A 25,213-nucleotide genomic window follows, 5' to 3' on the forward strand; every position below is an offset into this window, starting at 1 on the left:
GAGTGAGGATTACCTTGGCTAAAAAACGCCAAAAGGGCACATTCCGTGCCCTTTTGGCGTTTTTGGGGTGATGAACCGTCGAAGTTACTTGGCTTTCAGCCAGACGACGTCGTATGCGCCCATGACCAGTTCATCGCCAGTTTTCTCGTCTCCCGTTAGGATGTCTACGACTTGGCGTGAGCCTAGAACATCACAAATCGACATTGGGATACGTTGCTCATGTTCGCTGAAGTTGCACACTGCCAGCAGTTTATCGCCCTTGTCATGTTGTCGGCAGTAAGCAAACAGGTGTGGGCGATAAGTTTCTAAGATCTCGGTTTTCGCCGCGCCAAAGACTTGGCTTTGACGGCGCAAACTGACCATTTGCAGCAAGTCACTGTGAATACGATGCTGATAACTGCCTTTGGTTTCTGCCAGTGCGACGGCTTCTGCGCTAATTTGAGGACGGTTAACCCAGCGTGCATCTTCGCGTTTAAACTCATCATTCAAGTAGCTGTGATCGTTCAAGATACCTAGCTCATCGCCCTGATAAATCAGCGGAATACCACCGATGCTCAAGTTGATGCTATTAAGCAGACGAATACGCTTCAATGCGTGCTCAATCGCTTGTGAATCATCCGCTTCTATCGCTTTTTCTAGCCCAGCAAGAGAGGCCAAAGAGCCACATACTCTGCAATCACCCGTAGTTGGGTTTTCTTGGAATGGCACACCCTGAGAGAATGAACCGTCGAATTTGCCAGTGTAGAACTGATTCAAAAAGCGGCGATGCTCATAGCCATTAATGCCAAGCTGCTCAGCGACTGCATCATCAAACGTCCAGCCAATATCGTCGTGACAACGAATGTAGTTCACCCATGAACACTGGTCTGAAATCTCAAAGCTTTTCTTTAATGATGCTGTCAGTAGCTTGGTTTCACGTGTTGCCAAACTTTCCCACATCAGCGCCATCATCAGTGGGTTGTAGGACAACTGACACTCATCTTTGTCGATGTACTGTGCCACCTCATCTGGGTGCACAATCGCTTCTGATTTGAATAACACAGCAGGCGCTGCAATCTGCAAACAGGTGTTGAAACACTGAATCAGAGTATGCGCCTTCGGCAAGCTTTCACATTGGGTCCATTTCTCTTTCCAAATAAACGCCAAGGCGTCCAAACGCAGACCTTCACAACCGATGTTAGCTAGAAACAGCATCTCATCAGTAATCGCGTTAAATACTGCAGGATTTGAGTAATTGAGATCCCATTGGAAGCTGTTGAATGTCGTCCAAACGTACTTCTCTACATCTTCTAAGAAAGTGAAGCTGCCACGACGAACGGTTGGGAAGATCTCGCGGCAAGTTTGGTTGTACTCATCCACTTCTTGCTTATCGCTGAAGAAGTAATAAAAGTCTTCAAACTCAGGGTTGCCTTTACGTGCTTGCTCTGCCCAGTGGTGTTCATCTGAGGTGTGGTTGAACACGAAATCCAGCACTAGGCTGATGCCTTCATCACTCAATGCCTCTGCTAACTGCGCCAGATCTTTCTCTGTGCCTAGCTTTGGATCGACCTTGCGGTAATCCGACACGGCATAACCGCCATCGCTGTCCCCTTCTGGTGCTTTGTAAAGCGGCATCAGGTGAAGATAGTTAATCCCCAGAGACTTGAGGTACGGGATCTTCATTTGTAGCTTTTTCAAATCACCCGCAAACAAGTCGACATACACCGCCATGCCGAGCATTTTTTCACTGCGGTACCAACTTGGATTACCGAGGCGCTTCTCATCCAAGTTCTTCCATTTGCGTTTGCGACCTGCAAAGGCTTTGGCAAGCACAACCACCAACTTTTGTAGATGCAAGAAGAAGTCATAACGCTCACCATAAAGCGTGTGCAGTTGCCCAACTAAAGATGGAAAGTACTGCGCCAGACGTTCAAGAAACACCTTCTCATCTTTCTTGGTTAGCTTTGGCAATTCAACCGAATCAAGAACTTGCTGCAGTGCTTGCTGGGTTTGTCGTTCGTTTAACATGTTTTCTCTCCTGCCAAGCTAGATACTTGAACGTTGCGCAGTGCCAGCGAGCCGCTATCCACATTCAAGGCGACACTTGCTTGCGTTTCTTTGGCGTAAACAAGGTTGCTAAAACTGAATTGACCAGCATTGATCAACAACTCGACTGAGCCTTTGTCGATCAACACTTCGACTTGGAATTCATTCTCAATCGGTAAGGTCACGCGGTAGTCATGTGGGAAGTGTTCATCAATGCGTTCCAAGCCAAACTGACCGCGACGTACAGAGCGCACTTCTATGCCTTGTTCGACACCAACAAACTCAAAGTAAGCTGGATTGTCTTGGTACACATTCAGGTGCAACGTTTGTGTGTCTTGTAGCGTCACATCAGCGCTGAACTTCATGACTTCTTGCTGGCTGTAAAGACTAATCGCTTGTTCGTCACTTGGCTCTGGAGTTTGCACATCAAGACTTAACGCCTGATTAAGCTCTCTCACAAAACGTTGTCCAACACGTAACCCTGCTTTCCCTTCAAACAGGAAGAGCTCACGAGGCATAGCCATCGAACTGCGAAACTCTTGGGTTGGTAACTCAAGCGAGTACTGATGATTACTCATCCATGTACTAACGATACGGCGACCGTCTTCAACTGGGATGTCAGAGAAAGACTGAGTCGCGTAGTAATCACGACCGAAATCGAGCCACAATACGGTCTCTGGATGATTGTGATTGATGAAGGTTTCGCCATCAAAGTCGCCAATGAAATACTGCGTACCAGCACCGCCACAGTGCGCACCCTCACCAATGCCAACCACCAATACCCAACGTGTTTCTTGTGAACCTTCGATAGGCAGTTCAAACAAGTCTGGGCATTCCCACGGGCCTTTGCTGTGCGCACCATGACGGTAGCCAAACTCGCTCACTAAACGCCAGTCCAATAGGTTGGTCGAACGGTAGAACTCGATATGTTGACCACAAGACACCACCATCACCCACGCTTGGCTTTGCTCATGCCAAATCACCTTGGGATCACGGAAATCCGGATTACCACGTGCAGTAATGATCGGTGCACCGTTGGCGAACTTCTTCCACGTCATGCCATCTTGGCTATAAGCGAGAGACTGCTGTTGGATTGGATCTTCAACTTCAGTGCCATCAGCTAATGTCACTTTAGGTTGAATGAACGAGGTGTAGAACGCCAATAAGCCTGGTTTGTCGGTCTCAAATAAACCTGAGGTGTTATGCCAATCGACAATCGCACTGCCCGAGAAGCACATGCCAGATTCATCTGGATACAGTGCAGGCTCAAGCTCTTGCCAATCTATCAGGTTGGTACTGATTTTGTGTCCCCAGTGCATTGGTCCCCAAACCGTATCGCTTGGGTAATACTGGTAAAACTGGTGATAATGACCATTGAAGAACACCAATCCGTTTGGATCGTTCATCCAACCCGAATCCGGTGTCATGTGAAGGTATGGGCGGTATTTTTCTGTCATAGCAAATCTGATCGTTGTAAGTAAAACTTGGTTTGAGCGAACCAGCAGGAAGAAAAAAGGAGTCCCATAGAACTCCCGGACAAAGTCGTTGCTGCCAAAGCGCGTCCAAAACAAGGCTTACTCTAAGTACCCTTCAAATAACCTTGCCTCGCGGAACAAATTAGCCCCAAAGGAAAAGTTAACGTCCAAAAGACAATCTGAATGGGCACTTCATAAGCAAATAGCTTTCTCCTCTCCCCCAGAGGAGAAAGCTATTGGGGTTTAGAAGCTGTAGTTCACACCTAGGATGAACAGTGGGATGTATCCATCGAACGCATCACGCTCTGGGCCGCTTTCTAGGTCAAGTTTCTTGTAGCTTGCCTCACCGAACATGCGCCAGCTCTTAGACAGTGGGTAGTTCGCTGAGATACCGATTTTTGAGTAATCTTCAGTCCATAGGTGTGCGCTGTCTGAGTTGCGCTCTTTCTCGAATGAACCAAATTCACCCCATAGAGACGCCGACAGTTTGCCCCAGCTGTACCAGATACCCGGTTTGATGATCCACTCGGTTTCCGTTTCTGCGTAACCGTCTTTTGCGTTCCACTCACCGACTTGGTAACGGAAGTTTAGCCATGCGCCTGAGTTGTCAGAGATTTTGTAGCCAAAGCCCGGCTCCACTTCCCAGTAAGGGAACTCACCCGTACCGCGTTTGTATTCCACGTGGTAAAGCGCGTAGCCGTGCATTTCTAAATTGTTGGTCAGTTGGTAAGAACCGAATACTTTCGCTTCTGGCGTGGTACGTTTATCAATGCTTTCACCCGCCAGTTTTACACCCCAACCGATGTGACCTTTGTCGTGGCCGTAACTGCGGTTCACAAAGATCTCTTGAATTGCGTTCACGCCTTTGTCGTATTTTGCGTGTTTTAGGTTGCCGTTGAACAGTTCTTCACGGCCAGAGTAGAAACCGAAGTCCCAACCCGGTAAATCATCATGGCGGAAGTTACCTTGCAGCAAAGTGTATTTCACTTTACCTTCGTTCACGCCGTCATCGCGGATCACACGTTCCACTTCCACGTTGGTGCCCAGTGTACCGTGGAACTTCGCTTCTTCCTGCTTTGGCACGTCCAATGCGGTGAGCAGTTCTGCGGTTGAGTAATCCGCTTTCAGTTGTTCCACTTTTACAGCAAGCTCAGCGTCCTGCGTTTCTTTCTTCTCTTCTTCGGCAAAAGCGTATCCTGAAAGGGTCAAGCTAAAGAGGATGGAAGAAGCCACTACTGTTTTTTTCATGATGTTTACCTTATTATTTCGTCGTTACTGTCTGTCCCGCGCCAACGGGATAGTTTTTTTGATGCCTGCGCCAACAGGCATTAAGGTCACATTCAAAATTCATCCAGAACCCGAATTTTGAATGCAGTAATCCTAAGCCCGCCGCTGTAGCGGGCTTTTTTATTGTTTTTAGAATGGTGTCGGCGTACGCCGAATTAGATAGCTTGTTTGACTTGCGGCGGAGGCGTAATCAAATCGTCCAACGTCATACCACGTTGGAACGCGTGACCCTTGCTATCGAATAAGTGACATTTCTCAGCCGGAATGCGGATGTTCAAACGCTGGCCGATTTCGACATGCACAGTACCTGGCACGCGAACCAATACTTCCTGACCACCGCGTACTAGCGTGGTGTAAAGCAGCGATTCTGTCCCTAGGCGTTCGAAGCCCTCAACAATTACACCCACACCTTCTTCATCAAGGTGGATGTCTTCAGGGCGGATACCAAGCGTCATCAATGCGCCTTGTGTTGCGCCTTTTGCGTTTACGTCCGCTTGGAAGGTGTAGTCACCCACTTCTACCGTTGCTTTTTCATCGCAAGCAGAAACCAGTGTCGCTGGCAGCAGGTTCATTTTTGGAGAGCCGATAAAGCCTGCTACGAACAATGTTTGAGGGAAGTAGTACAGCTCCAGAGGCGAGCCAACTTGTTCTACAACGCCTGCACGAAGTACCACGATTTTGTCGGCTAGCGTCATGGCTTCAACCTGATCGTGGGTTACGTAAATCACGGTAGATTTGAGTTTTTTGTGGTATTCCGCTAACTGCAAACGCATACGAACACGTAGGGATGCGTCTAGGTTAGATAGCGGCTCATCAAGTAGGAACAACTTCGGATTGCGAACGATCGCACGACCAATCGCCACGCGCTGACGCTGACCACCCGATAGTTGACTTGGTTTTTGTTTCAGAAGGTTTGTCAGCTCTAGCATTTCCGCTACCTGACGCACTGCTGAATCAATATCGTCTTTGCTTTTCTTCGCCAGTTTTAGGCCAAAAGCGATGTTTTCGTAGACCGTCATGTGCGGGTAAAGCGCATAAGATTGGAACACCATGCCAATCCCACGATCGGTTGGTGAAAGGTTGTTAACCACCTCACCGTCTAAGCACATGTCCCCTGATGAAATCTCTTCCAAACCTGCGACCATACGCAGCATGGTTGACTTACCACAGCCTGATGGCCCAACGAATACCGTGAATTCACCGTCTTCAATGGTCAGGTTGGCATCCTTGATGATGTGTGCACCATCAGGATAAATTTTGTTGATGTTCTTCAGTTCTAAACGTGCCATTGTTCTACCTATAATTCTTTAAGAGTCTGGGCTTTAGGTGATTCGGGGGCAGCACGCCGATATCAACGACTGCCCCACCACACTTCTTATTTTGGATTAACCTAGGATCTCGCCCAAGTTGATGCCTTTGGTGTCATCGAAGCGCCAAGTCGCGTGACCAACACGGTCGTTAGGACCAATGCCCACTACGCGCATGCCTGCTTCTTTTGCTGCGTCTACACCCGCTTCTGCATCTTCAACTACGATGCACTCGTCAGCGTTTACGCCCACTTGGCCTGCCGCGTGGATGAACACGTCTGGCGCTGGCTTAGATCGGTTAACTGACCAACCATCACCGATAGCATCAAACAGTGGTGTTAGGCCAAGACGGTGCAGGATAGGACGAGCATTCTTACTTGCTGACGCCAGTGCCACTTTGATGCCACGTGCGTTTAGCTCAAGTAGGAATTGCTCAATACCCGGTAGAACGTCTTTCGCAGAAATCGTGTTCAGCAGATCCACGTAGTAATCGTTCTTACGCTTCATTAGCTCAGCAAACTTCTCTTCGCTGATCTCTTTGCCGTTCAAGATGATGTTCAGCGACGCTTGACGAGATACGCCACGTAGCTGCTCATTGATTTCACGGTCGAAGTAGTAACCTTCTTCGTTCGCCATACGTTGCCACGCTTGGTAGTGCAGCTCAGCGGTATCGGTGATAACGCCATCTAGGTCGAAAATAAATGCCGTACACATTGAACGTCACCTCTGTTGAATCGATAACACGTGGCTCACCTGCAACTTCGATGTTTAGCACTTGGCCGTTGAACTCAGGGCGATCGATGCGAACTTGCTCTTGGTCAACGGTCACTTCTAGACGCTCACCTTTCCAGTAGATCGGGAAGTTCAGGCTTTCCCATTGCTTAGGAAGGTTAGGGTTGATACGCAGGTTGCCACCTAGCATACGAACACCGCCGAAGCCGTAAACCACACACTGCCACATGCCGCCGATAGACGCCGCGTGAATGCCGTGATCGGAGCTCTTCATGTTCTGACCGATATCGATAGACGCGGCTTGTTGGAACAGGTCGTAAGACAATTCTGGGTTGCCAACATCTGACGCTAATACCGAGTGCGTAGACAGACTTAGCGACGAATCGTGTAGCGTCTTCGGCTCGTAGTAGTTCCAGTTAGCCAGCTTGGTTTCTAGGTCGAACTTATCTTCTTGCTGTAGGAACAGCACCATGATGTCCGCCTGCTTAGAAACCTGCATGTCGTTAACCTGTTCTAGGTTGTAGTCTTGGAACAGACCACCAACGAATGGCTGCTCTTTGTACTTAGTCAGGTCGATGATTTCTTTCTGTAGGTAAGTGTCATCCTGTGGGATTACCTTATCTTCAGCACGTGGCTTCGGTAGGTAGATGTTGTCTACGCGGTCTAGCCACATTTGACGAGCTTCCACTAGGTTTAGCTTGTCAGACAGCTTAGCCAGTAGCTCTGGGTTCGACGCTTCTAGATCCTCGTAGTAACGAATCGCTAGTTTGATGTTCTCTACCGCCATGTAGTTAGTGAACGCGTTGTTGTCGATGTGCTCTTTGTACTCATCAGGACCGATGACGTCACAGATACCCCACATGTTGCGGTCTTCTAGCCAATCTAGGCGGCTTGTCCAGAACGTTGCTGTGTCGAACATGATCTCGTAGCCCATGTCGTCCATGAACTTCTGGTCGCCCGTGATTTGGTAGTACTGCCACAATGCGTAAGTGATGTCACACGTGATGTGCTGCTCGATAAAGCCAGACCAAATCTTCGTCGACTTACCCGTGATGATGTCTACTGCGCCCCATACAGGCGTTACTTCTTCACCCGTTAGTGCCGATTCCCATGGGAACTGTGCACCGATGTAGCCGTTGTCTTTCGCTTTCTTACGAGCGCCATCTAGCGTCTTAAAGCGGTACTCAAGTAGGCTGCGCGCCACTTCTGGCATGGTGTAGATGAAAAACGGAAGCATGAATACTTCTGTATCCCAGAACGAGTGACCTTTGTAGCCTTCGCCAGATAGACCTTTCGCACCGATACCGAAGCGAGAGTCGTGCATTGGCGTGAAGATGTTCAACTGGTATTGAGCAAAGCGAATTGCAAGTTGGTCGAAATCACTACCACCAATGGTGATGTTCATGCCTGCCCAACGCTTATCCCACTCTGCTGCGCTCTCTTCTAGAAGCTCATCAAAGCTGCGGTCAGCGTTGTTCTTTAGGTTCGTCAGTGCATGGTCACGAAGTGCTTGAAGCTCGTAACCTTCCACATCGAACTGCTTGTCGCGAGACGTATGAACCACACCGACTTTTTCTGTACCGAACGTTTCGCCCGTTTTCAGATCGTAGTTGATGTTTACCCATACTTTACGACGGTCCATCGCAAGTGATGGGTCGATTTCTGTCTCTTGGCCGTCAACTAGGTAGCGGTGAGACGTTAGGAATACAAAGTCAACTTTGCTCTCTGTTGTGTGCTGTAGTAGCTCGATAAAACGCTTGTCGTAGATACGCTTTTCGCCTTCGTGGAAGTGCTGGGCACCTGAGTTAGAAAGCTGCGCATCCACACCAGAGCGGATTTCGATTTTCGCATCGCTGTTCAGTGCTTTTACTTGAACGTCGAATGCCATTAGGTGAAGGTTTGCTTGCGAGAAGAAGCGACGGAAACGCATCTCAAAGCTCTTACCTTCGTTGTTTGTCCATGTGAATTCACGGATTAGCTCACCGTTTTTCACGTTTAGGCGACGAGAGTAGTTGCTCACTTCACCTGTTTCTAGGTGGAAACGGCGACCATCGATGAAGATTTCAATCGAGCTCATGTCTGCAGAGTTTGGCAGCTCAGTTACTTCGTCTGCATCAAACTTGTTGTAAGTACCAGCAACGAAAAGGTTGCGAACTTGGCCCACGTATTTTTCTTCCGTTGCACTACGCGCCCCCATGTAGCCATTACCTTGGCTCATTACCACTTCACATTTGCCTTGGAAAGCTGAGTCAAACGCCGTCTCTTCAACGATCCAGTTTTTTAGTTCGCCTTGACCAGCGTTGTAGTTCATAAACATCTTAAATATCCCCGAAATTTAACCTTTAACAGCGGAAGAAATGTCGTTACCCACGAAGTAACGTTGGAAAACCATAAATACAATCAGTACTGGGATTGTTGACAGGAAAGCCCCCGCCAAGATCAGGTTCCAGTCACCTGCTACGCCATAGGCGTTACGTAAACTCAATAGACCAACAGGAAGCGTGAATGCGTCAGCTGGGCTGTTAATCACCACAAGCGGCCAGAAGAAGTCGTTCCAAGCACCTTGGAAACCAAGGATGGTGACTGACAAGATGGCTGGCTTCGCCAGTGGCATGAATACCTTCCAAAGAATCACAGCAGGGCTTGCGCCATCTACGATTGCGGCTTCCTCCAGTTCTTTCGGAATGTTCTCGAAGAACTGTTTCATGATCAGAACCTGACCCGAAGCAACGACCGCAGTGATGACCGCCCATGGTGTGTTCAATAAGCCGATATCTTTATAAATTAAGTAGTTAGAGATGAACGTTACTTGGCCCGGAATCATCATGCTGAACAACATGAAAGCGAACACAGCACGCGCACCAGTGAACTTCAATCGAGCTAAGGCATAACCAGCAGTACATGCAAAGAACAGGGTCAGAATCACCTTACCAATCGCAATGAAGAACGAGTTGATGGTCCAGCTCATGAACAAGCTCTTACCTGTATCTAGGCTCACCGACTCGGTGTACACGCGAACGTAAGACTTAAATACATAACCAATCAAACCCGGCGCTGCGTTATCCCATGCCGCGACACGGCCACGACGTTCCATCTTGCTTGGCGCTAGCGTGCTATCAATCAGCACTTGGCCGCGCGGCACTTCTACCGTTAGGGGTAGCGTTGCAATCTCAGGACCTTGCCCTTGATACTTGATGGAAAATGCCCACGTTTGGCTGTGACCTTGCTTAGTCAGTTCACGACGACCACGCTTCTCTACAAACGTCACGTTGTCGTTGGTGTCTACCAGCACTGGCTCGCTGACTTGCGCGTAATCGGCAGCAAAGTCGGTCACGATAGCCGCAGCCATACCTGTACCTGGACGACGGCGTGGCACTTCAATCTCTGGCGTTGTCAGCTCTTTGCCGTCTTCCACCGCGTAAGTTACGGTGAAGTTCACTTCTGCGCCCGGAGCAAAACCACCGAACATTGGCGCATCGTTACCTTCTTTACCGAGTTGGTAAGCAGCACCCCAGTTGCTTGGCTGAACCTGTGCAAAGTTGAACTTAAATGGCTGCTCTAGTGGGTCATCTTTCAAACTCGCTAAGAAAGCCACCACGAACGTACCTAGCATGACAGTCGCAACCAGTAGCAAAGCACTGTAAACCCACGCCACTTTTGCCCAGCGACGACGCGCTTGGAACTTGGAAATCTCTTCCATTGATGCCATAGGTTTCGCATCATCGTGATTCATGGTTGAAACGGGATTAGTCATCTGCTTTCTCCTTCACACCAAAGATTTTCTGCAGATAAACCACTGCCAACGTGATGAATGCCAATACCAATGCTGCTGCGCTTGCCATGCCGATTTGTGGCGTGCCACCCGGTGGGAAGGCGTTGTGGTAAACGTAGTAAGCCAGCGTAATACGTGATTCCAACGGTGCTGCCGAGCCAAGTAGTGCTACTTGGTCAAACATTTGTAGCGTACCGATAATCGAGAAGGTCACGACAACGAACGTCACCGGTGCTAACTGAGGAATTGTAATGTTCCAGTGTTGTTGCCACTTGTTCGCACCATCAATGTGCGCCGCTTCGTAAAGCTCACCCGGAATGCCTTGCAAGCCCGCTAGGAACAACAGCATGAAGGTCGGGATAGTGGTGTAAATGTTCTGAATCACGATAGCCCAAAGTGTTAAAGGCATCGGCCCCACATTGTCTCGCGTGTTCAACCAGTTCACTTCCACGATTTGGTCTGTCACTTCGACCCAGCCCATTGCGCTGGCTACGAAAGTCGCCACACCCGCAACGATGAAAGAGAGAATGCCCCATGCTGGATCCAACCAACCTACCGGTAAGCCTTTCAAACGGTCTTTGGTTACCAACACAAACTGAGTAGCGATAGCGACAAGCACAAAGCAGCTCAAGTGTGGGTAATGGTTCACCACATCGGTGACAAAGCCGTTCAGGTAGCCGTTCTTTTGGTAGAACCAAATGAAGATCAATGTCACCGCTGCACTCGACAAAATACTTGGTAAGTAAAATGCGGTTCTAAAGAAGCTTTTTGCGCGAATTTTAGAGTTCACTAAAATCGCTAAGCCAAGTGCTAACACGGTTTGTACACAGGTCACAATTAAAGAGAACCAAATGGTGTTTGCCAGTGAAAGCAGGAATAAATCGTCAGTAAGCAGAGCTTTAAAGTTCGCTAAACCAACCCAGATTGCATCGCTGAACAAGTCGTACTCGGTAAAGCTGAAGTAAACCGTTCTGATCAATGCGTATAGAAAGAACACCACCAAAGTCAGTACAAATGGCCCAGCTAGGAGCCATCCGTAAACTTGTTGGCGTAAACGTAAAGAGTTCATCCCTCGCCCCGTTATTTCGCCATCAGTGCATCGTATTTAGCTTGCGCCATCTTGATCGCTTCTTTCTGCGTCATCTGACCAAGCAACACTGAGTTCAATGCTTCATTAATCGGAGTCATCCATGCTGTGCCGTAGTTACCAAATGCGAATGGCTCTACATTTCCTTCAAGAGCACCTTCAAACACTTGTTTTGCCAATTCGTTTTCTGCTTTTTGCTGTGCAAAGAACTCTGACTTACCAAGCGCTTCACGGCTTGGCAGAGCAAGACCTGAATCCAACACCCATTCTTGTGCTTTTTGGCTAGTTAAGATCTCTACCGCTTTTTGCGTCGCTTCGATGTTCTTACCATCTGCATTTACGCCCCAAGCAACAGTAAACAGTAGATTGCCACGTTCACCGCTTACTGGATCTTTTGGCATCAACGTTGTGCCATAAGGCAGGTTTGGCGCTTTATCGCGTAAGTAACCACTGATCCAGTTACCTTCTAGAGCGATTGCCGTTTCTTCCGTACCGAAACAGCCGCCACCCCAACCTTGACCAAGGTCAGTCGCCAAAATGCCCACTTTGTCTTCGGTAACTAAGCCAGTGTAGAAGTTAAATGCACGCTCGAAGTTCTCATCCAGAACGGTTTTGCCTTCAGCGTTGAATGGCGTCCAACCTGTTGCGAGTGCAAAGGGTGCGAAACGCGCGTAATCAGGCATAACGCAGATACCAGACACTTCATCTGCTAGCGCATCTTTCACATCCAGTAGTTTTTTACGTAAATCTTCCCAAGAATCTTGATTCGTTGGGTAAGCGACTTCAGCATCATCAAAAATATCTTTGTTGTACTGCAGTGCAATTGTGTTGAAATCCTTAGCTACGCCGTACTGTTTACCTTCTAACGTAAACGCCGAGTTCAAGCTTGGGATCATGTTGGTGGCGACTTTTTCTAAGCTGCTGTTATTTGGAGAAACTTTGCCAGAGTTAACTAACGTGTTAGCGAATACAACGTCGATGTAGAAGGCGTCTGGTGCAGTGCCAGCTGAAAGAGAGTTAGTGATAAATTGAGAAAAATCACCTTCAACTGCTTGATATTTAACAGTAAGACCTTCTTTATCAAAATCGTCAGCAAGTACCTCGTTCACCAATTTGTTCAGAACCACAACATCATTACCGCCCCAGCCGGCAATCGTGACTTCTGTATTTGCAACTGCGTTTGCAGATAGGCCAGCAGCTAGTAGGGATACTGCCAATATTGTTTTTTTCATCTCGCCCTCAAATCCCATTTCTTTCAAAATCTGAGGGTATTATGCGAAATTAACGTAAGCGCTTACGTTAAGATGATCACAAAAAACTCAGTTACGTATCAGAACGCACAAGAATGGTGATCTCGCTTACAAAAATGGTGCATTTTTCGCTCGTAAATTCAGAAAAACGCCATAAAAGGCCGTTATGTAACGAAATATGATTCGTAAGACCATCTCATTCTTACGAAAAATTTACGTAAAACAGATACAGAGATAACGATTAATAAAACTCGATTGGAGATACGAAACGGAGAAACAAAGAAATGGGTAAAGAGGATGAAAGCCGTAAACAAAAAGAGCATGGACTAAGCCATGCTCTTTGCTTTCGATTACCAATATGAGGAATGCGAGTTAGCTGGTTTTACCTAGCTTCAGAGACACAGGTACAACGGAGCCAACAGGCTGTTCACGCAGCATGGCTTGCTCTAGCATGCTCGCAACACGCGCCGCGATCTTGTCCGTGTCTTGTTCAATAGTCGTGAGTTCACGTGAAATACCAGGTAAACCATCGTAACCCACCACAGAGAAGTCATCAGGTAGCGTGTAACCGCGGTCTTTTAGTGCCGCGATAACACCAAGTGCCGTTTCGTCACACTCACAAACAAAGCCTTGATAGCCCTCAAGCTGCTTTTTATCAATGTTCATGAAGTAGCGATAAGCCGCGATTTCACCCAGTGGATCAGCACCCGTTCTAAGCTCTCGAACAGGAAGTGCGTTGCTTGCCATCACTGACATGTAACCTTGATGACGGAACTGATAACCGTCGCCATAAGTCGTTGGCGTCACGAAGCAAATATCTGTTAAGCCTTTATCAACAAGGTGTTGCGTAGCTTCACGGCCGCCATTGAAATCATCTGGAGCTACCCAAAAAGAGCCTTCACTCATGCCGATACAAACGTAAGGCAAGTCCATCTCTTTACAGGTTTCGATGCGTGGGTCGTTGTGGGTAATACCAAGTAAAATCGCGCCGCCAACCTGCTCTAAATCCACTTCACCAAAGCTTACTGGCAACAAGTTGCGTCCAGAATTACGGATGGAAGCAGACAAAGAAGGCCATAGCATACCGAGGTAACGAGAAGCGTAAAAATCGTGCGGACCAAGCGAAATTGCGATGGTATTTTTGTGACTACCAGTCAATTCACGTGCAGACGTGCTTGGTACGTAACCCAACTCTTTGCATATATCGAGAATCTTTTTACGTGTTTTTTCGCTGATCCCCGGTTTATTATTTAGAGCTCGACTAACAGAAGCGATTGATACACCAGCAATTTTTGCAGCTTCGTGTATGGTCGCTTTCTTCAGTTCCGCATCAGTTTTTGGTGCACTCACGGCGCTCTCCTACGGCAAAACGTAAAATTTACGTTCATTATGTGAGTAAACAGAGAAAAAGCAAGCGAGAAATACGTAAAACGATAGCAAAGCGTAAACTTATGACTCATATGTCACATTTTGTATAAAACCAATAAGCACAAGCACAGACAAGGCCCATTCTTTTATAAAAACATCGAATAATCTGACAGTTAGAATAGAAACAAGATGAATATCAGCACAACAGACTGATAACGAACGTCGAGAAAGCACTCAGAAACTGGATGTTTTTCTCGCACTGCCTGTTAAGAAATTACGTAAATCGATTTACGTAAACCTTATTGGGCTATCTGCGGGCGATGAAAACCGCCAAATACCAGTCTCAGCCCCTTCCCTAATACAACTGATGCTTTCTTCGCCTAAAGTCAGCGAATTGTGAAACTTCATCCACATCAGAAAATATTGCTAGCTGTTTTTCATTCCTCTCGACTATGATTCGCGCTCCTGTGTTTTGGTGATTTTTTAAATGAGAATTTATACCGCTATTATCACGGCAGCATTGGCTGCAACAACACTTATCGCTCCTGCACACGCAGACGATAAATTCACTTTAGGTCGTACTATCTTGCTTGAGCACGGTAACCTAGCTGCAAAAATCCCAATGGTGATTTGCCGCAACACCAACGCGATCAAAGTGAAAGCAGAGAAAGACCTAGAACTAAGAAAGGTCGTTGTGCGATTCCAAAACGGTGACGAGAAAACCATTCGCTTCCACCGTGATCTAAAGAAAGACAAGATGACCGATTGGCGTTACTTCGGTTACCGTCGCTGTGTGAAAAACATCGAAGTATACGGTAACTCAGAAGGCTCTAAAGCGGGCGTACGCGTTTACGGTAAAGAGAAGAACGATTAATCGTTACTGATCTCGACATTTAAAAGGGATGAGAATTAACCTCCTCTCTACGAATACAAAAATCCCTCGTCGATTGGCGAGGGATTTTTATTTTTGGTCAGAAACGAAGAAGACTCTTATTCTGGCGCAACCAATTCGGTTCCATTGACCGTAATTTCAACTTTGCGGGCGGCTTGCTCGCGATGTTCTTGTTCAATGACTGACGTCTCAAGACGAATGTTGTCCGCTTTCACGCCATGCAAAATCAAGAAATCCGCCACGACTTTTGCTCGCTCTCTCGCTAAGTGATTGTTGTACTCCAGATAAGCAGGCTTACTATCTGCCCCTCCTGTTACCACCACTTCATAGCTTTCTAACTCAGTAATTCGACTGGCTAACTGCATCAATTGAGCTTCCATCTGTGGGTTGAGCGCTGCATCGTCGTAGCTATAAACCGGGCTGTTCTCCGCTAGAATCACGGTTTGCTCTTCTGGCGCATCTTCTATGTACTCAATAGGTTGCGGATCGTAACTGCTGCTCGACCACGGATGAAGCACCAGAGATAAGTTCACCTGACGCAGCTGTTTGGTGTCTTTTTTGTCGTAGTACTGATCGAGCACACTGACATTAAACAGATTGTCGAATTGCAACGAGACGTCGATGTACTCACTCAAGGCATAGTAGCCACCCAACGACAGGTACGGTGCCACGCCGCTGGTTTCCGTCGGCGAGTCCAACTGCGGCTTGTCCATGTCGGCGTTATAGATGTAACCACCCACACCAGCAAACAAACCACCATCGCGCCACAGTGACCATTTGTGTTTGGCGAGAATGTCCAAACCTTTCATGTCAAAACCATTGCCGTCCGATAAGCTGCGATAGCCTAACTCATAATCAAAAGGCTGCGTCGAGATACCTAAGCTGTACTTCAAACTGGTAATGTCGTTATCGTGCTTGTAAGGATCGTCTTTAAACTGAGCAAGTCCCCCTCCCACTTGAAAATACAATCCATTGGATACCAAAGTATCGATAACGCCTTTCTCGGGTTCGTCGACTTGCTGAGCCTCTTGTGCCAAAACTGGGGAGAGTGCAAAAACAGAAATCGCGAACAAAATCATTTGTTTGTAATTCACAAGCCTTCCCCTATAAGTAAGAAACGGTGTACACCACCATTCCTTCAAATTTCCCTTTCTTGATATTGTCAGGGTCAAAAGGCACCAGTTTGGCAAGATAACGATCATACCCGACTTGCTCTACTTCGTAGCCATCACCGACAGGCTCATTAAGTTGCACCTCTTCACCACTTGGGGTGTAAAGCTTGATGCCGTAGGATTTGATTTCTTTGCCGCTTTCGTCAAAGACAGGCACATAAGATCGGTTGGTCAGATCACGCACGTTATCAAAGTAGCCACGCAGCTTAACGGATGGGCAATCGGCTCCGTACTTTAAGTTGCGAACGATAATAGTAAGAGGTCGAGGCTCGGTTTGCACAATATCGTCCACACCAATGCGCCCGTAGTCGATGTTATTGTTCTTGATCTCCAGCTCAACCAAACATTTAGAAGGCTTAAGAATGTCCATGTTCTGAATCACGCTGCGGTAGTTCGCATACGCACCGTTGTAGCCCAACTCCCCATCTAACTGGAAAATGTTGACCGGCGCGCTATATCCAGAGAAGTCCCCCGGCCCCGTAACAATAATGGGCTGATATGTAATGGTTTTGGATGTTTTAGTGCGTGATTCACAAGCGTTGTTGTCTTCACTAGCACTACATTGAGGGACCCTGAAGCCATCGACCGCCGTTTTTACGCCATAAATATCTCGGCCTTCATATCGAAACCCCACCTTAATACCAGGAATATTCGGGACGACGGTATCACCCGTTTTACCGGGCCAAAAGAACACTTGCTCGGGGAAGTCCTTCAGGTGAGGGAAATTCGTCGCATCTTTATAGCAAGTAACATTCACCGTTTGAGAGGGGCCACGCCATACCACTTGCCCATCAGGCGCATCAATGGGTACCGATGCAGAAGGGTCAATGTAGAAACTGCTTACACCGCCAGGACCACTGCCACCAAAACTACCACCGGCTTCTGTGCTGTAGCAGGCTAATGCCCACGCATTGGGAGCCACTGAGAGCCCCGTGACAAGCAAACAAAGTGTTAGAAATAACGCTCTCATCATTACCCCTCACTTTCGTCTTTGGCCGTGCAAATGTTTTTTGAATTGCAGAAATAGGTGTTGCTCACCGTAGCACCATAATCATTGATGTGGCTTAACGTGTATCGGTCGCTTTTTTCTACTTTCAATGTTCTGCTGGTAAACGGCGCAAGCATCAAAGGGGTGAAACCTGTCGCGTCTTTCTTCGCTTTCCCCACCATCAACTCAGAGTAAGTCACGTAAAATGGCGAACCGTTTTCTACCAAGATCTTATTGTTGCCCGTGCGCTTAATTTTGGTCGCGCTCGCCACCGCTTTATCGACGCGCTTAATCTTGTCCAGACTGGTAGGTCGATAGAAAAATTTGATCACCGATTCAATTGCGATTTGGATAGAACCACTGGCGGTCTCTGCGACAGCATCATCGTGCTTGTCATGCTCCGAAGGCGGCACTTCGCGAACATGTAAGAAGTAAGCCGTTTCCCTGTCTTGCGGAAGCTGGGAAGCGGTTGGCAAAGATTTGATGCGCAACATGGCGTAATCTTTACTCTCGATTCTCAACACGGGTGGAACAACGATGAATTTGTCTTCTACATCCTTTCCGTCCATGTCCGTCAACCAAGATTGCGCTAAGAATGGAATGTCAGCGGGGTTCTTTATTTTGACGGTCTCTACCTTTGAGTTACCTTCATAAACCACACGAGTTCGGTCTAAAGCCAATGCCGCATTCGCCGATGCCGAGACCATCAAACAACACATGACGGCTAGAATTGATTTTTTCATAACTTCTCAACTACTGATTAATTATCACAATGAACGGAACGGATGACTTCTTTACTGTTTAGAATTGAGTCATCGATGATTAAGTGGCAGCTTTGGTTATCCCCCCAGCTCACACTGATTTTTGAATCGAGATTGACGCCGACCAGATAAGCCGTCGAGTCTTGCCCAACAATGCCAATCTCTTGATTGAGTTCGTCGTCAAACACCAATGCACCAAACGGAATGTCTTGTTCGCCTTGCAAGCGCGCCATGAAGTTGCTGCCTTGGCGGGCCTTGATTTTTTGATAGCCGATCGCACCTTCGGTCAGCACCATGCTCTTAACGCTGCCGAGCACCTCAACATCATCAGGTAGTGATTTGTAATCGATGGTGTTGTAGCTCTTTTGATAAGGCGTCACGCCATTGATCAGCGCCAAGCCAAATGCATTGGTCTCTTCGTTGTTGCTGCCGTTTATGGTGACGTCCGGTACATTCGAGTCGATAAGAATGCGCGACGTACCAGAGTTAAGTGCGCTGTAAGCCAAGCCATGTTTTGAAAGCAGCACCGTGCCCATCGCATTGGCGTTTACTTGGCTGTACGAGTTGGTTTTGTAGCTGCCACCCACAGACGTCGACATGAATGAGAAATCGCGATTGTAGTTGCCACTTACGCCGTTGGATTCACCCTCGTAAACATCGTAAGCAACGCGATAGTTAGAACCGTCATCATTGTTGTATCCCGAGTAGGCAAGGTTTTGAGAGTAGTCGCTACTGCGTGAATTGGTTTGAACTGAGACAGTGTTGCTGCCACCAATAGGAATAGAGATCCCCAATGACCAGCCTTTTTCGTCAATGCTTGGCGAGTATTCATTAATGCCCGACTCGTAGTCGTAACTGATGTATGAATCGTTCGACTTGTACAGGTTCATCGTTAAGTAGAGATCGATCCCGTTGATCTTCAACGGATGCGAAATATTGACGTCGTAACGAGAACTGTCGCGGCGATTGTCCCAATAGTTGTTTGAGGTGTAAGACAAATACGCACTGGTCGAGCCAAAGCTCTGGGTTAGTGCAATGTACTTTTCATCTTTGCGGTTGTTGTTCGCGGCATAGACGATGGAAGAAGTGCGGTCATCATAAGACTTCAAATACTCATCAAATTCGTAGTATTGCTCTTCCGAAAAGCGATACCCTGCCACACGTAAACCCAAGCCAAAGTCGGTCAGCGTATTGTTGTAGGTAAAGCCATAAGACAAGCCAGAGGCATCCGTATTGTCGCCTAATTTCGCCTGCGCAGAAGAAATATCGAATGAAGCCGCCCCGAAGTAATTCAGGTTGATACCACTACCGAAAGTGTAAGATTGGTAATCTTCAGAAAGCAGCGTTGCAGAGAACAACGACAGGTAGTTGTTAACACCATAGGACGCTTCGGCGGAGAAAAACTCTGGCGTGTGCTCATAAGCATCACTGTCCGGTACGCCCGCAGAAACGCTATAACGCACGTGATTAGGTCGCGTTAGGTACAGCACATCTGCACCGTTCACTTGGTAACGTTGAATCGTCCCGTCTGCTTGTTTTACTTCAACATCCAACGTACCTTGAGACGCTTGTGATAGGTCATCAATCAGATACGGCCCCGCATTCACATTCACCACTTTAAGTACGTTGCCTTGCTGGCGAATGGTGATCACCGCATTGGTATTGACCGTGCCAGAGACCACTGGCGAGTAACCACGCAAGTTAGATGGCAACATTTGGTCATCGCTTTGCAGACGAACACCTGTCATTTGGAACGAGTCGTACACGTCCGAACCAAACTGGGTGTTACCGAACGTCAATTTCGATTTAATGCTGCGGATCGGCGCGTAGCCATACAATGACGTAAAGTCACCCGAGTAGTTGTTGGATGCTTGGTAATTTGCTCGAAAGCGAAACGCTCCGGCATTTAACCCAACAATGCCATAGGTGGATAGATCGTCATTCCAACCGTTTTCATCGTCTTGTTGGCTGGAAAAATAGTTAACGTTGTAATCCAGATAGAGAGCAGCGATGCCATCGTCCCATAAACGATCAGGTACAAAACCATATTTGTACTCATTGGCGATGTATTCTTGAGGCGTCGTGATGTCTAAACGTGCTTTACCGAGATCGGACGTAACTTTGGTGTAGCCGACATCTTCAAACTGATAACACACACCACCATCAACTGAGATCGCGTTTTCTTTGTAGACTTTATAACCACGCTCGCTAAGAGGAAGGCTGTCCATTAATGCATCAGAAATGCAGGGTTTATTGTTATTAAATACAATATTTTCTTTGGTTAAGAACTCCCCATTAATATAAACCTCTAGCTCATATTTACCGTCTTCCACAAAGTTCGCATTCGAGAATTTGCTTAAATCGACACTATTTTTACTTCTTATAAAATAATCATTGAAGCTGGTCGCGTAAGAAAAAGAAGGAAAGGAAAGTACAATTATTAAACCGAGTAAATGACGACGCATTTTATCAACCAGTGTTTTTTATTAGAACGAGAGCTTTGGCTAAACAGCCAAAGCTCTCTCGGCAACTGCTTATGGGTACGTTACGCGTAGTAGCGCCCAAGATTCTGCAACACCCGCAGTAACAGGTGTTGCTGTTACGTCTACGTTTGCTTCATACGCTGCAGAGAAAGACGCGATGTTTGTGCCGTCTACGATTACGTTGCTTGCCGCTACGTCACCGTTGTCGATTGGGTTACCATCGTGAAGGATACGTACGCCAACGCCCGTTGCACCGCCTTCAACGCTGAATAGGTCGCCAGTAGTGTCTGGGTTAGAATCGAATGTGAATTCCGCTTTTGTTGCTACAGTCGTATCACAATCTGTCAGCTTCACTTGGAAAGGCACTGGTGTAGAGCGGTCACCTTTTGCTTTAAAGATGTGTGTTGGCTGTTGACCAAGTTGGATTGTCTGATCGATGCTGTCTGGTGATAGACCACATGCTGATTCTACGATTTCACCTTTGAAGTAAACGTTGGTCGTGTTTTCTGCCAAAGCAGGGGTTGCAGACATCAGTCCAAAAAGAAAAGTAGCTGCGATTGATGAGCGAATGAATTTAGCTTTCATTTTTAAATCCCGTGTATTTTTAGCGAATAAATGCAGACAAGAAGTGATGACTTCTTATCATTGCAATTTAGTTTTTAATAAATGTGTGGATGGAATAGTTTTATTTCCAACTCGATGTGTTTGTATCGTTTTACAAACGTTATGATTTTTGGTTAGCGTGAATGTTATTAAGTTCTAAACCATTAATTCTCCCTAAATTATTCGCTCATTTTCATCAAGAAATAATGCATTCTTGTTATGAGCCTATATATTTAATTACCTGTTCCTAATGAGATTTATCCAATTAAACGTTGACCCGAACTGTAAAGTTATTATTGGGTGTACGCTCCGTGAACATTACGCGCGATTTGAGTGGCTCCACGAACGAATCGTAAGCAGCTCACCCAATACATAATCGGCCCCCGCGGAATAAACACCGGTACTCGCTCCGACTTCTTCAAGTTGGAACACTCGTACTTGCTTAACGGTTTTCTTTTCTGGCGCAACCATTAAGAAAAGCCTTGCCCGACTGGCGTACAACAACTCAATCAATCGCTCAATGCTAGACAGCAAAGCCGAATAACTGAGACTCTCGGTATGCATGAGAATGAACGCATCACCTTCGACTCGGTAAGTCAAAGAAGCCAAGGCACTCCCACCAACGGACCATTGCTCCGTCGACTCTTTGCCATTGAGAAAACGCTCATACTCTGTCAGTGAACAAAGCTGTCTTAAAAACTGACGACCACTGCCCTTTTCGTTCAAACGTCGCCACTTCCCCTTTCCTTCAGGAAGCGGGACAAGGCCAAAGTTGCCATGACGATAACGCTCGAACCTTTTGATCAATTGAGGCTTGGTCGGAAAGCAGCATGCCTTGAGTTCATCTACACTGTTTTCAAGCACTCTGAGAATCTGAACCATCCGCTCTGCAGTGGGTTGGACTTTCTCACTTTCCCACCGAGAGAGCGCGTTAACATCGAGCCCAACAAACAAAGAGAAAGGGAAATGGCGTAACCGATCCACCAGCTCTCTTTGCGACCAACCTCTTCTCTTTCGTGCCTTTCGAAGGTGTTGAGAAAAGTTCGACTCCACCTTTACCTCCACATGCCTTAATTGACTTATGAATCAAACAGTTAAATAGGCATAACAAAGTTAAGCAATATGGGCATGCTCTGTCGGTTTGAATTTGAACAAGGGTAGAATATGCCCCGAATTGAGCGAGGTTATATTCCTGAAAAATAAAGGGAAACGCTTAAAATCGGCATTTTGATTCAATGGTAAAGAACAATTGCTCAATTTCAGAAAAAGGTGTGTAGCACGTAGTACCATTCCTACAGGAATGAGGGCAAAAGCGTGCAATCGACCTACTAACAGACGTCAAAAATTGCCTCTCATTGCGAGAGTTTGGGGCTTGAGATACTGGGATGCCTGAGGTCGCGCTGGCTTCCTCAACCTATAAACGAAAAGGTCGTTGTGTTATTCGCTACGCGAAGAAATAGTCAAACAGCCGCAATTGCGCCCGTTTGGTATCTTCATCTGAAATACCAATATATCTTAGCGTTGTCGAAACAGACTGATGGCCGATAATGGTCGCTACTAAGCCAATGTCCATATCGCTTGAGTGATAAAGGTGACGTGCAAATATTTTCCTTAGGCTGTGACAGCCGATTTTGTACTGACGCAGCTCATCAATACATCGAGATAAGCACGAGAAGACACTCCAACAAGCCTGACGCGAGATAACGCCTCGCTGTCTTTTAGCTCGATTACTGGCTAGGGTAGAGCGCGAAAAAATCAGACCGTTATCCTTGTCTTGCCACATTCTTCGGCGTTTCTTCAGTGCGGTTAAAGTACGCGGGCTAAGATAAGCGATGCGCTTTTTCACCGGCGCGTTTTTCGTTGCTTCTTCTAAGCGTGCTTGGACGCTGTTCTTCCAACTACGAGGCACTAACCCCGCTACGTTTCGGTAATCACACACGTACACTGAGAGCAACTTGGTATGATCTCGTTTGTAGTAGTTGAGCAATTCATTTTTGATGCTTTTTAAGACTTTATGTCGCGCTCTTGCTTGTCGAGCCAGCGTTCCTTTACTCTCAATCACCACCACTTCACCCGATTCGAAATTAATGTTGTCGTAGCCCAGTTTGGTGATGTCGGTAATTCGTAATCCCGTTTCAATGCCTATTCGCCAAATTAGCCAATAGACTTCATCGTGGTGTCGCTTCAGGTATTTTTCTGCTTTCTTTAAAATACGCTTGTCGCTAATTGCCTGCACGGTACTCATGAACATACCTTCCATTACGTTATAATTATTAATATTAAATATAGCTCAAGCAGTAATAAGCATTTGAGTTAATATTACTTACTGTTATTAATCTCAATTGCCACGGTTATATTTGTTTCTATACCATTAATTTAATTGATGTATTAATTGAATAATTCCAATCAAGTGATTTATCAGTCGCTTTCACTATATCAATTTGATTCAAGTCCCTCACAGTGATGATTTGATAAGTAAATTTATGTATTAACTCGATAATTTATCTGGATTCATAACTATATTGATTTTTTACTCAGAAAGATGGCGGTTTATTTGGTGATATGAACGGTATGAAATTGTTTTGTAGCGCATTTTTTGTGATCTACTTCTCATGACAGTTTTATTGAACCGACATCACACACGTTCTCGAAGTGTCGCTGAGTAAGTAATCACCGACGGAAAGCCAGACCTTTATGCTCAAACCGATGCAAACCACACAAAAAAGGCCCCCAATTGGGAGCCTTGAACATTCTACAGGGGAGTAAAAAGTGGTTTCGATTACTGCGCTTGTTGCTGCTTCATCGCTTCTAACTTTTTAAGTTGCTCTTGTTGACGCTTCTCTAGCGTCGACTTTTGCTCTGCGGTTAGAACATTGTAGATGTCGTGCTGTGCTTTAAGTTGAGCCAACTGCGTGTCCAGCTGTTTTGCATGCGCTTGTTGGATAAGTTGCTTGGCTTTTGCTTCATCAAAAGAAGACGCTTTCACTAACTTCTCGAACTGCTTCGCGCTTTCTTGTACTGCTTTAGGATCCTGCTGACCCGCTAGTTTGCTGCTTAAATTGATTTGAATTTCTTCAATCTTCGCTTGTTGATCAGCCGTAATGCTCTCTAAACCGAATGGTTTTGGCGCAGCAGGTTGAGTTGGTGCTGCTTCTGCAAATACATTTGCGCTGCTTAGTAGTAGAATCGTCGACAATAGGTAGCGTTTCATTGGGGGAACCTTCATTAACTTCAGTTTGGAGTTAGGTGAGACTCAATCGATACCACATGGTTTCCTGTGCCTGACAAATATGAGACTTTCCGTCACAAAAATAAGCAAAGACTGATATGACAAAAACGACAAATAATTTCCAATTTCCTTCGTCTTTTTCTTTTGTCCGTCGTCTTAGTCATTATTTATACCCAAGTAACCTCGAGATGCTAGGTTCAGCGAGAATGACTTGGTTTGTAGACGCGGCGGCGATTTAAAGGTTTGGTGGGTCCAAATCAAGAATCGACAACAAAGTATACAAGCCAAGTCAACTCGCCCTTCGGGAGCGTGTCATTGACCCGATTTCTGCGTCAAACAACTTGGAAAGAGCTGGCTATTACGCTGCGTTGTTTTCCTTGACCTCGAATCAATGACAACGCTCTGAATCCTGCATCTTGAAGTCACTTGGGTATAACAGTAATTTAAGAGCTTATGTTTACCTTTAAACCTGCAATCATCGAGATTGATCACCACCAAATCACCCTTTCACCTGACGACCAAAATCTGGTTGAGGTGGCACGCAAGGTCAAAGTGAATATCGCCGCACCTTGCTTGAAGAACAAACGTAAACACGGTTGTTGCCATGCATGCAAAGTGGAAGTGGACGGTGAGCCTCGTTACGCTTGCAAGGTAAAACCTAAATCGGGGATGAAAGTCGTGGTGCGTCGGCCTGATCTTGATGCAGCAAGAAAAGAAGCCGTTAAAGCGTACAAGCAACAAATAAAGACAGGCGAAACCACACCTTGCCAGTGCGGTTAAAA

General features: G+C 46.6%; 20 protein-coding genes. 2 read left to right on the forward strand and 18 right to left on the reverse strand.

Annotated features, from left to right (window positions below; genetic code table 11):
- Window positions 1-84: 84 nt before the first annotated feature.
- From ATB78_RS14210 to ATB78_RS14255, 10 genes are all read right to left on the reverse strand, one after another.
- On the reverse strand, window positions 85-2,007 hold the full coding sequence (locus ATB78_RS14210) for an alpha-amylase family protein (protein WP_061008975.1): 1,923 nt from the start codon (window positions 2,005-2,007) through the stop codon (window positions 85-87).
- Window positions 2,001-3,482, reverse strand: coding sequence for a glycoside hydrolase family 32 protein (locus tag ATB78_RS14215; protein WP_061008976.1), 1,482 nt, complete (start codon window positions 3,480-3,482; stop codon window positions 2,001-2,003). The genes ATB78_RS14210 and ATB78_RS14215 overlap by 7 nt, the downstream gene beginning before the upstream one ends.
- Before the next feature lie 261 nt (window positions 3,483-3,743).
- Window positions 3,744-4,748, reverse strand: a complete 1,005-nt coding sequence (locus tag ATB78_RS14220) for an OmpG porin family protein (protein WP_005434293.1) — start codon at window positions 4,746-4,748, stop codon at window positions 3,744-3,746.
- Window positions 4,749-4,942: 194 nt separating this feature from the next.
- The gene (ugpC, locus tag ATB78_RS14225) at window positions 4,943-6,076 is read right to left on the reverse strand and encodes a sn-glycerol-3-phosphate ABC transporter ATP-binding protein UgpC (RefSeq protein ID WP_039987398.1); all 1,134 of its coding nucleotides are present in this window, start codon (window positions 6,074-6,076) and stop codon (window positions 4,943-4,945) included.
- A 96-nt stretch (window positions 6,077-6,172) separates the two neighbouring features.
- Window positions 6,173-6,808, reverse strand: a complete 636-nt coding sequence (gene pgmB, locus ATB78_RS14230; protein WP_061008977.1) for a beta-phosphoglucomutase — start codon at window positions 6,806-6,808, stop codon at window positions 6,173-6,175.
- Entirely contained in the window at window positions 6,756-9,143 is a 2,388-nt protein-coding gene (locus ATB78_RS14235; RefSeq protein WP_061008978.1) for a glycosyl hydrolase family 65 protein, read from the reverse strand. Before ATB78_RS14235 ends, pgmB begins: the two co-directional genes overlap by 53 nt.
- An 18-nt stretch (window positions 9,144-9,161) precedes the next feature.
- On the reverse strand, window positions 9,162-10,580 hold the full coding sequence (locus tag ATB78_RS14240) for a carbohydrate ABC transporter permease (RefSeq protein WP_061008979.1): 1,419 nt from the start codon (window positions 10,578-10,580) through the stop codon (window positions 9,162-9,164).
- Window positions 10,573-11,667, reverse strand: a complete 1,095-nt coding sequence (locus ATB78_RS14245; protein WP_005434283.1) for a sugar ABC transporter permease — start codon at window positions 11,665-11,667, stop codon at window positions 10,573-10,575. The genes ATB78_RS14240 and ATB78_RS14245 overlap by 8 nt, the downstream gene beginning before the upstream one ends.
- A gap of 11 nt (window positions 11,668-11,678) precedes the next feature.
- On the reverse strand, window positions 11,679-12,917 hold the full coding sequence (locus ATB78_RS14250; protein WP_061009123.1) for an extracellular solute-binding protein: 1,239 nt from the start codon (window positions 12,915-12,917) through the stop codon (window positions 11,679-11,681).
- Between the two features lie 390 nt (window positions 12,918-13,307).
- Window positions 13,308-14,285 carry a LacI family DNA-binding transcriptional regulator gene (locus tag ATB78_RS14255; protein WP_005434280.1) on the reverse strand — a complete coding sequence of 326 codons (978 nt, stop codon included), beginning with the start codon at window positions 14,283-14,285 and terminating at the stop codon, window positions 13,308-13,310.
- A gap of 505 nt (window positions 14,286-14,790) precedes the next feature.
- Between ATB78_RS14255 and ATB78_RS14260 the strand changes: the two genes are divergently transcribed.
- Window positions 14,791-15,177: a DUF2541 family protein gene (locus tag ATB78_RS14260; RefSeq protein WP_005434277.1), complete on the forward strand. Its 387-nt coding sequence runs from the start codon at window positions 14,791-14,793 to the stop codon at window positions 15,175-15,177.
- A gap of 116 nt (window positions 15,178-15,293) precedes the next feature.
- On the opposite strand, the gene ATB78_RS14265 is transcribed toward ATB78_RS14260, so the two are convergent.
- The 8 genes from ATB78_RS14265 to ATB78_RS14300 form a co-directional block, all read right to left on the reverse strand.
- Window positions 15,294-16,289: an OmpA family protein gene (locus ATB78_RS14265; RefSeq protein ID WP_061008980.1), complete on the reverse strand. Its 996-nt coding sequence runs from the start codon at window positions 16,287-16,289 to the stop codon at window positions 15,294-15,296.
- Between the two features lie 10 nt (window positions 16,290-16,299).
- Window positions 16,300-17,340, reverse strand: a complete 1,041-nt coding sequence (locus ATB78_RS14270) for an adhesin (protein WP_061008981.1) — start codon at window positions 17,338-17,340, stop codon at window positions 16,300-16,302.
- Window positions 17,340-18,098: a molecular chaperone gene (locus ATB78_RS14275; protein ID WP_061008982.1), complete on the reverse strand. Its 759-nt coding sequence runs from the start codon at window positions 18,096-18,098 to the stop codon at window positions 17,340-17,342. Before ATB78_RS14275 ends, ATB78_RS14270 begins: the two co-directional genes overlap by 1 nt.
- A 17-nt stretch (window positions 18,099-18,115) precedes the next feature.
- Complete coding sequence (locus ATB78_RS14280; RefSeq protein WP_081096598.1) at window positions 18,116-20,581, reverse strand: fimbria/pilus outer membrane usher protein; 2,466 nt, start codon at window positions 20,579-20,581, stop codon at window positions 18,116-18,118.
- A gap of 69 nt (window positions 20,582-20,650) precedes the next feature.
- The gene (locus ATB78_RS14285) at window positions 20,651-21,184 is read right to left on the reverse strand and encodes a fimbrial protein (RefSeq protein ID WP_009706582.1); all 534 of its coding nucleotides are present in this window, start codon (window positions 21,182-21,184) and stop codon (window positions 20,651-20,653) included.
- 336 nt (window positions 21,185-21,520) lie between these two features.
- Window positions 21,521-22,267 carry a helix-turn-helix transcriptional regulator gene (locus ATB78_RS14290; protein ID WP_307718076.1) on the reverse strand — a complete coding sequence of 249 codons (747 nt, stop codon included), beginning with the start codon at window positions 22,265-22,267 and terminating at the stop codon, window positions 21,521-21,523.
- Between the two features lie 379 nt (window positions 22,268-22,646).
- Window positions 22,647-23,447: a tyrosine-type recombinase/integrase gene (locus ATB78_RS14295; RefSeq protein ID WP_038894649.1), complete on the reverse strand. Its 801-nt coding sequence runs from the start codon at window positions 23,445-23,447 to the stop codon at window positions 22,647-22,649.
- A 534-nt stretch (window positions 23,448-23,981) separates the two neighbouring features.
- Window positions 23,982-24,413 (reverse strand): Spy/CpxP family protein refolding chaperone, encoded by a 432-nt coding sequence (locus tag ATB78_RS14300; RefSeq protein ID WP_009706585.1) that lies wholly within the window; start codon window positions 24,411-24,413, stop codon window positions 23,982-23,984.
- Window positions 24,414-24,884: 471 nt separating this feature from the next.
- On the opposite strand from ATB78_RS14300, the gene ATB78_RS14305 reads away from it, so the two are divergent.
- Entirely contained in the window at window positions 24,885-25,211 is a 327-nt protein-coding gene (locus tag ATB78_RS14305) for a 2Fe-2S iron-sulfur cluster-binding protein (protein WP_039988983.1), read from the forward strand.
- Window positions 25,212-25,213 lie beyond the last annotated feature (2 nt).

It is taken from the genome of Vibrio sp. CUB2 (genome assembly GCF_001557945.1).
Lineage (GTDB): Bacteria > Pseudomonadota > Gammaproteobacteria > Enterobacterales > Vibrionaceae > Vibrio > Vibrio owensii.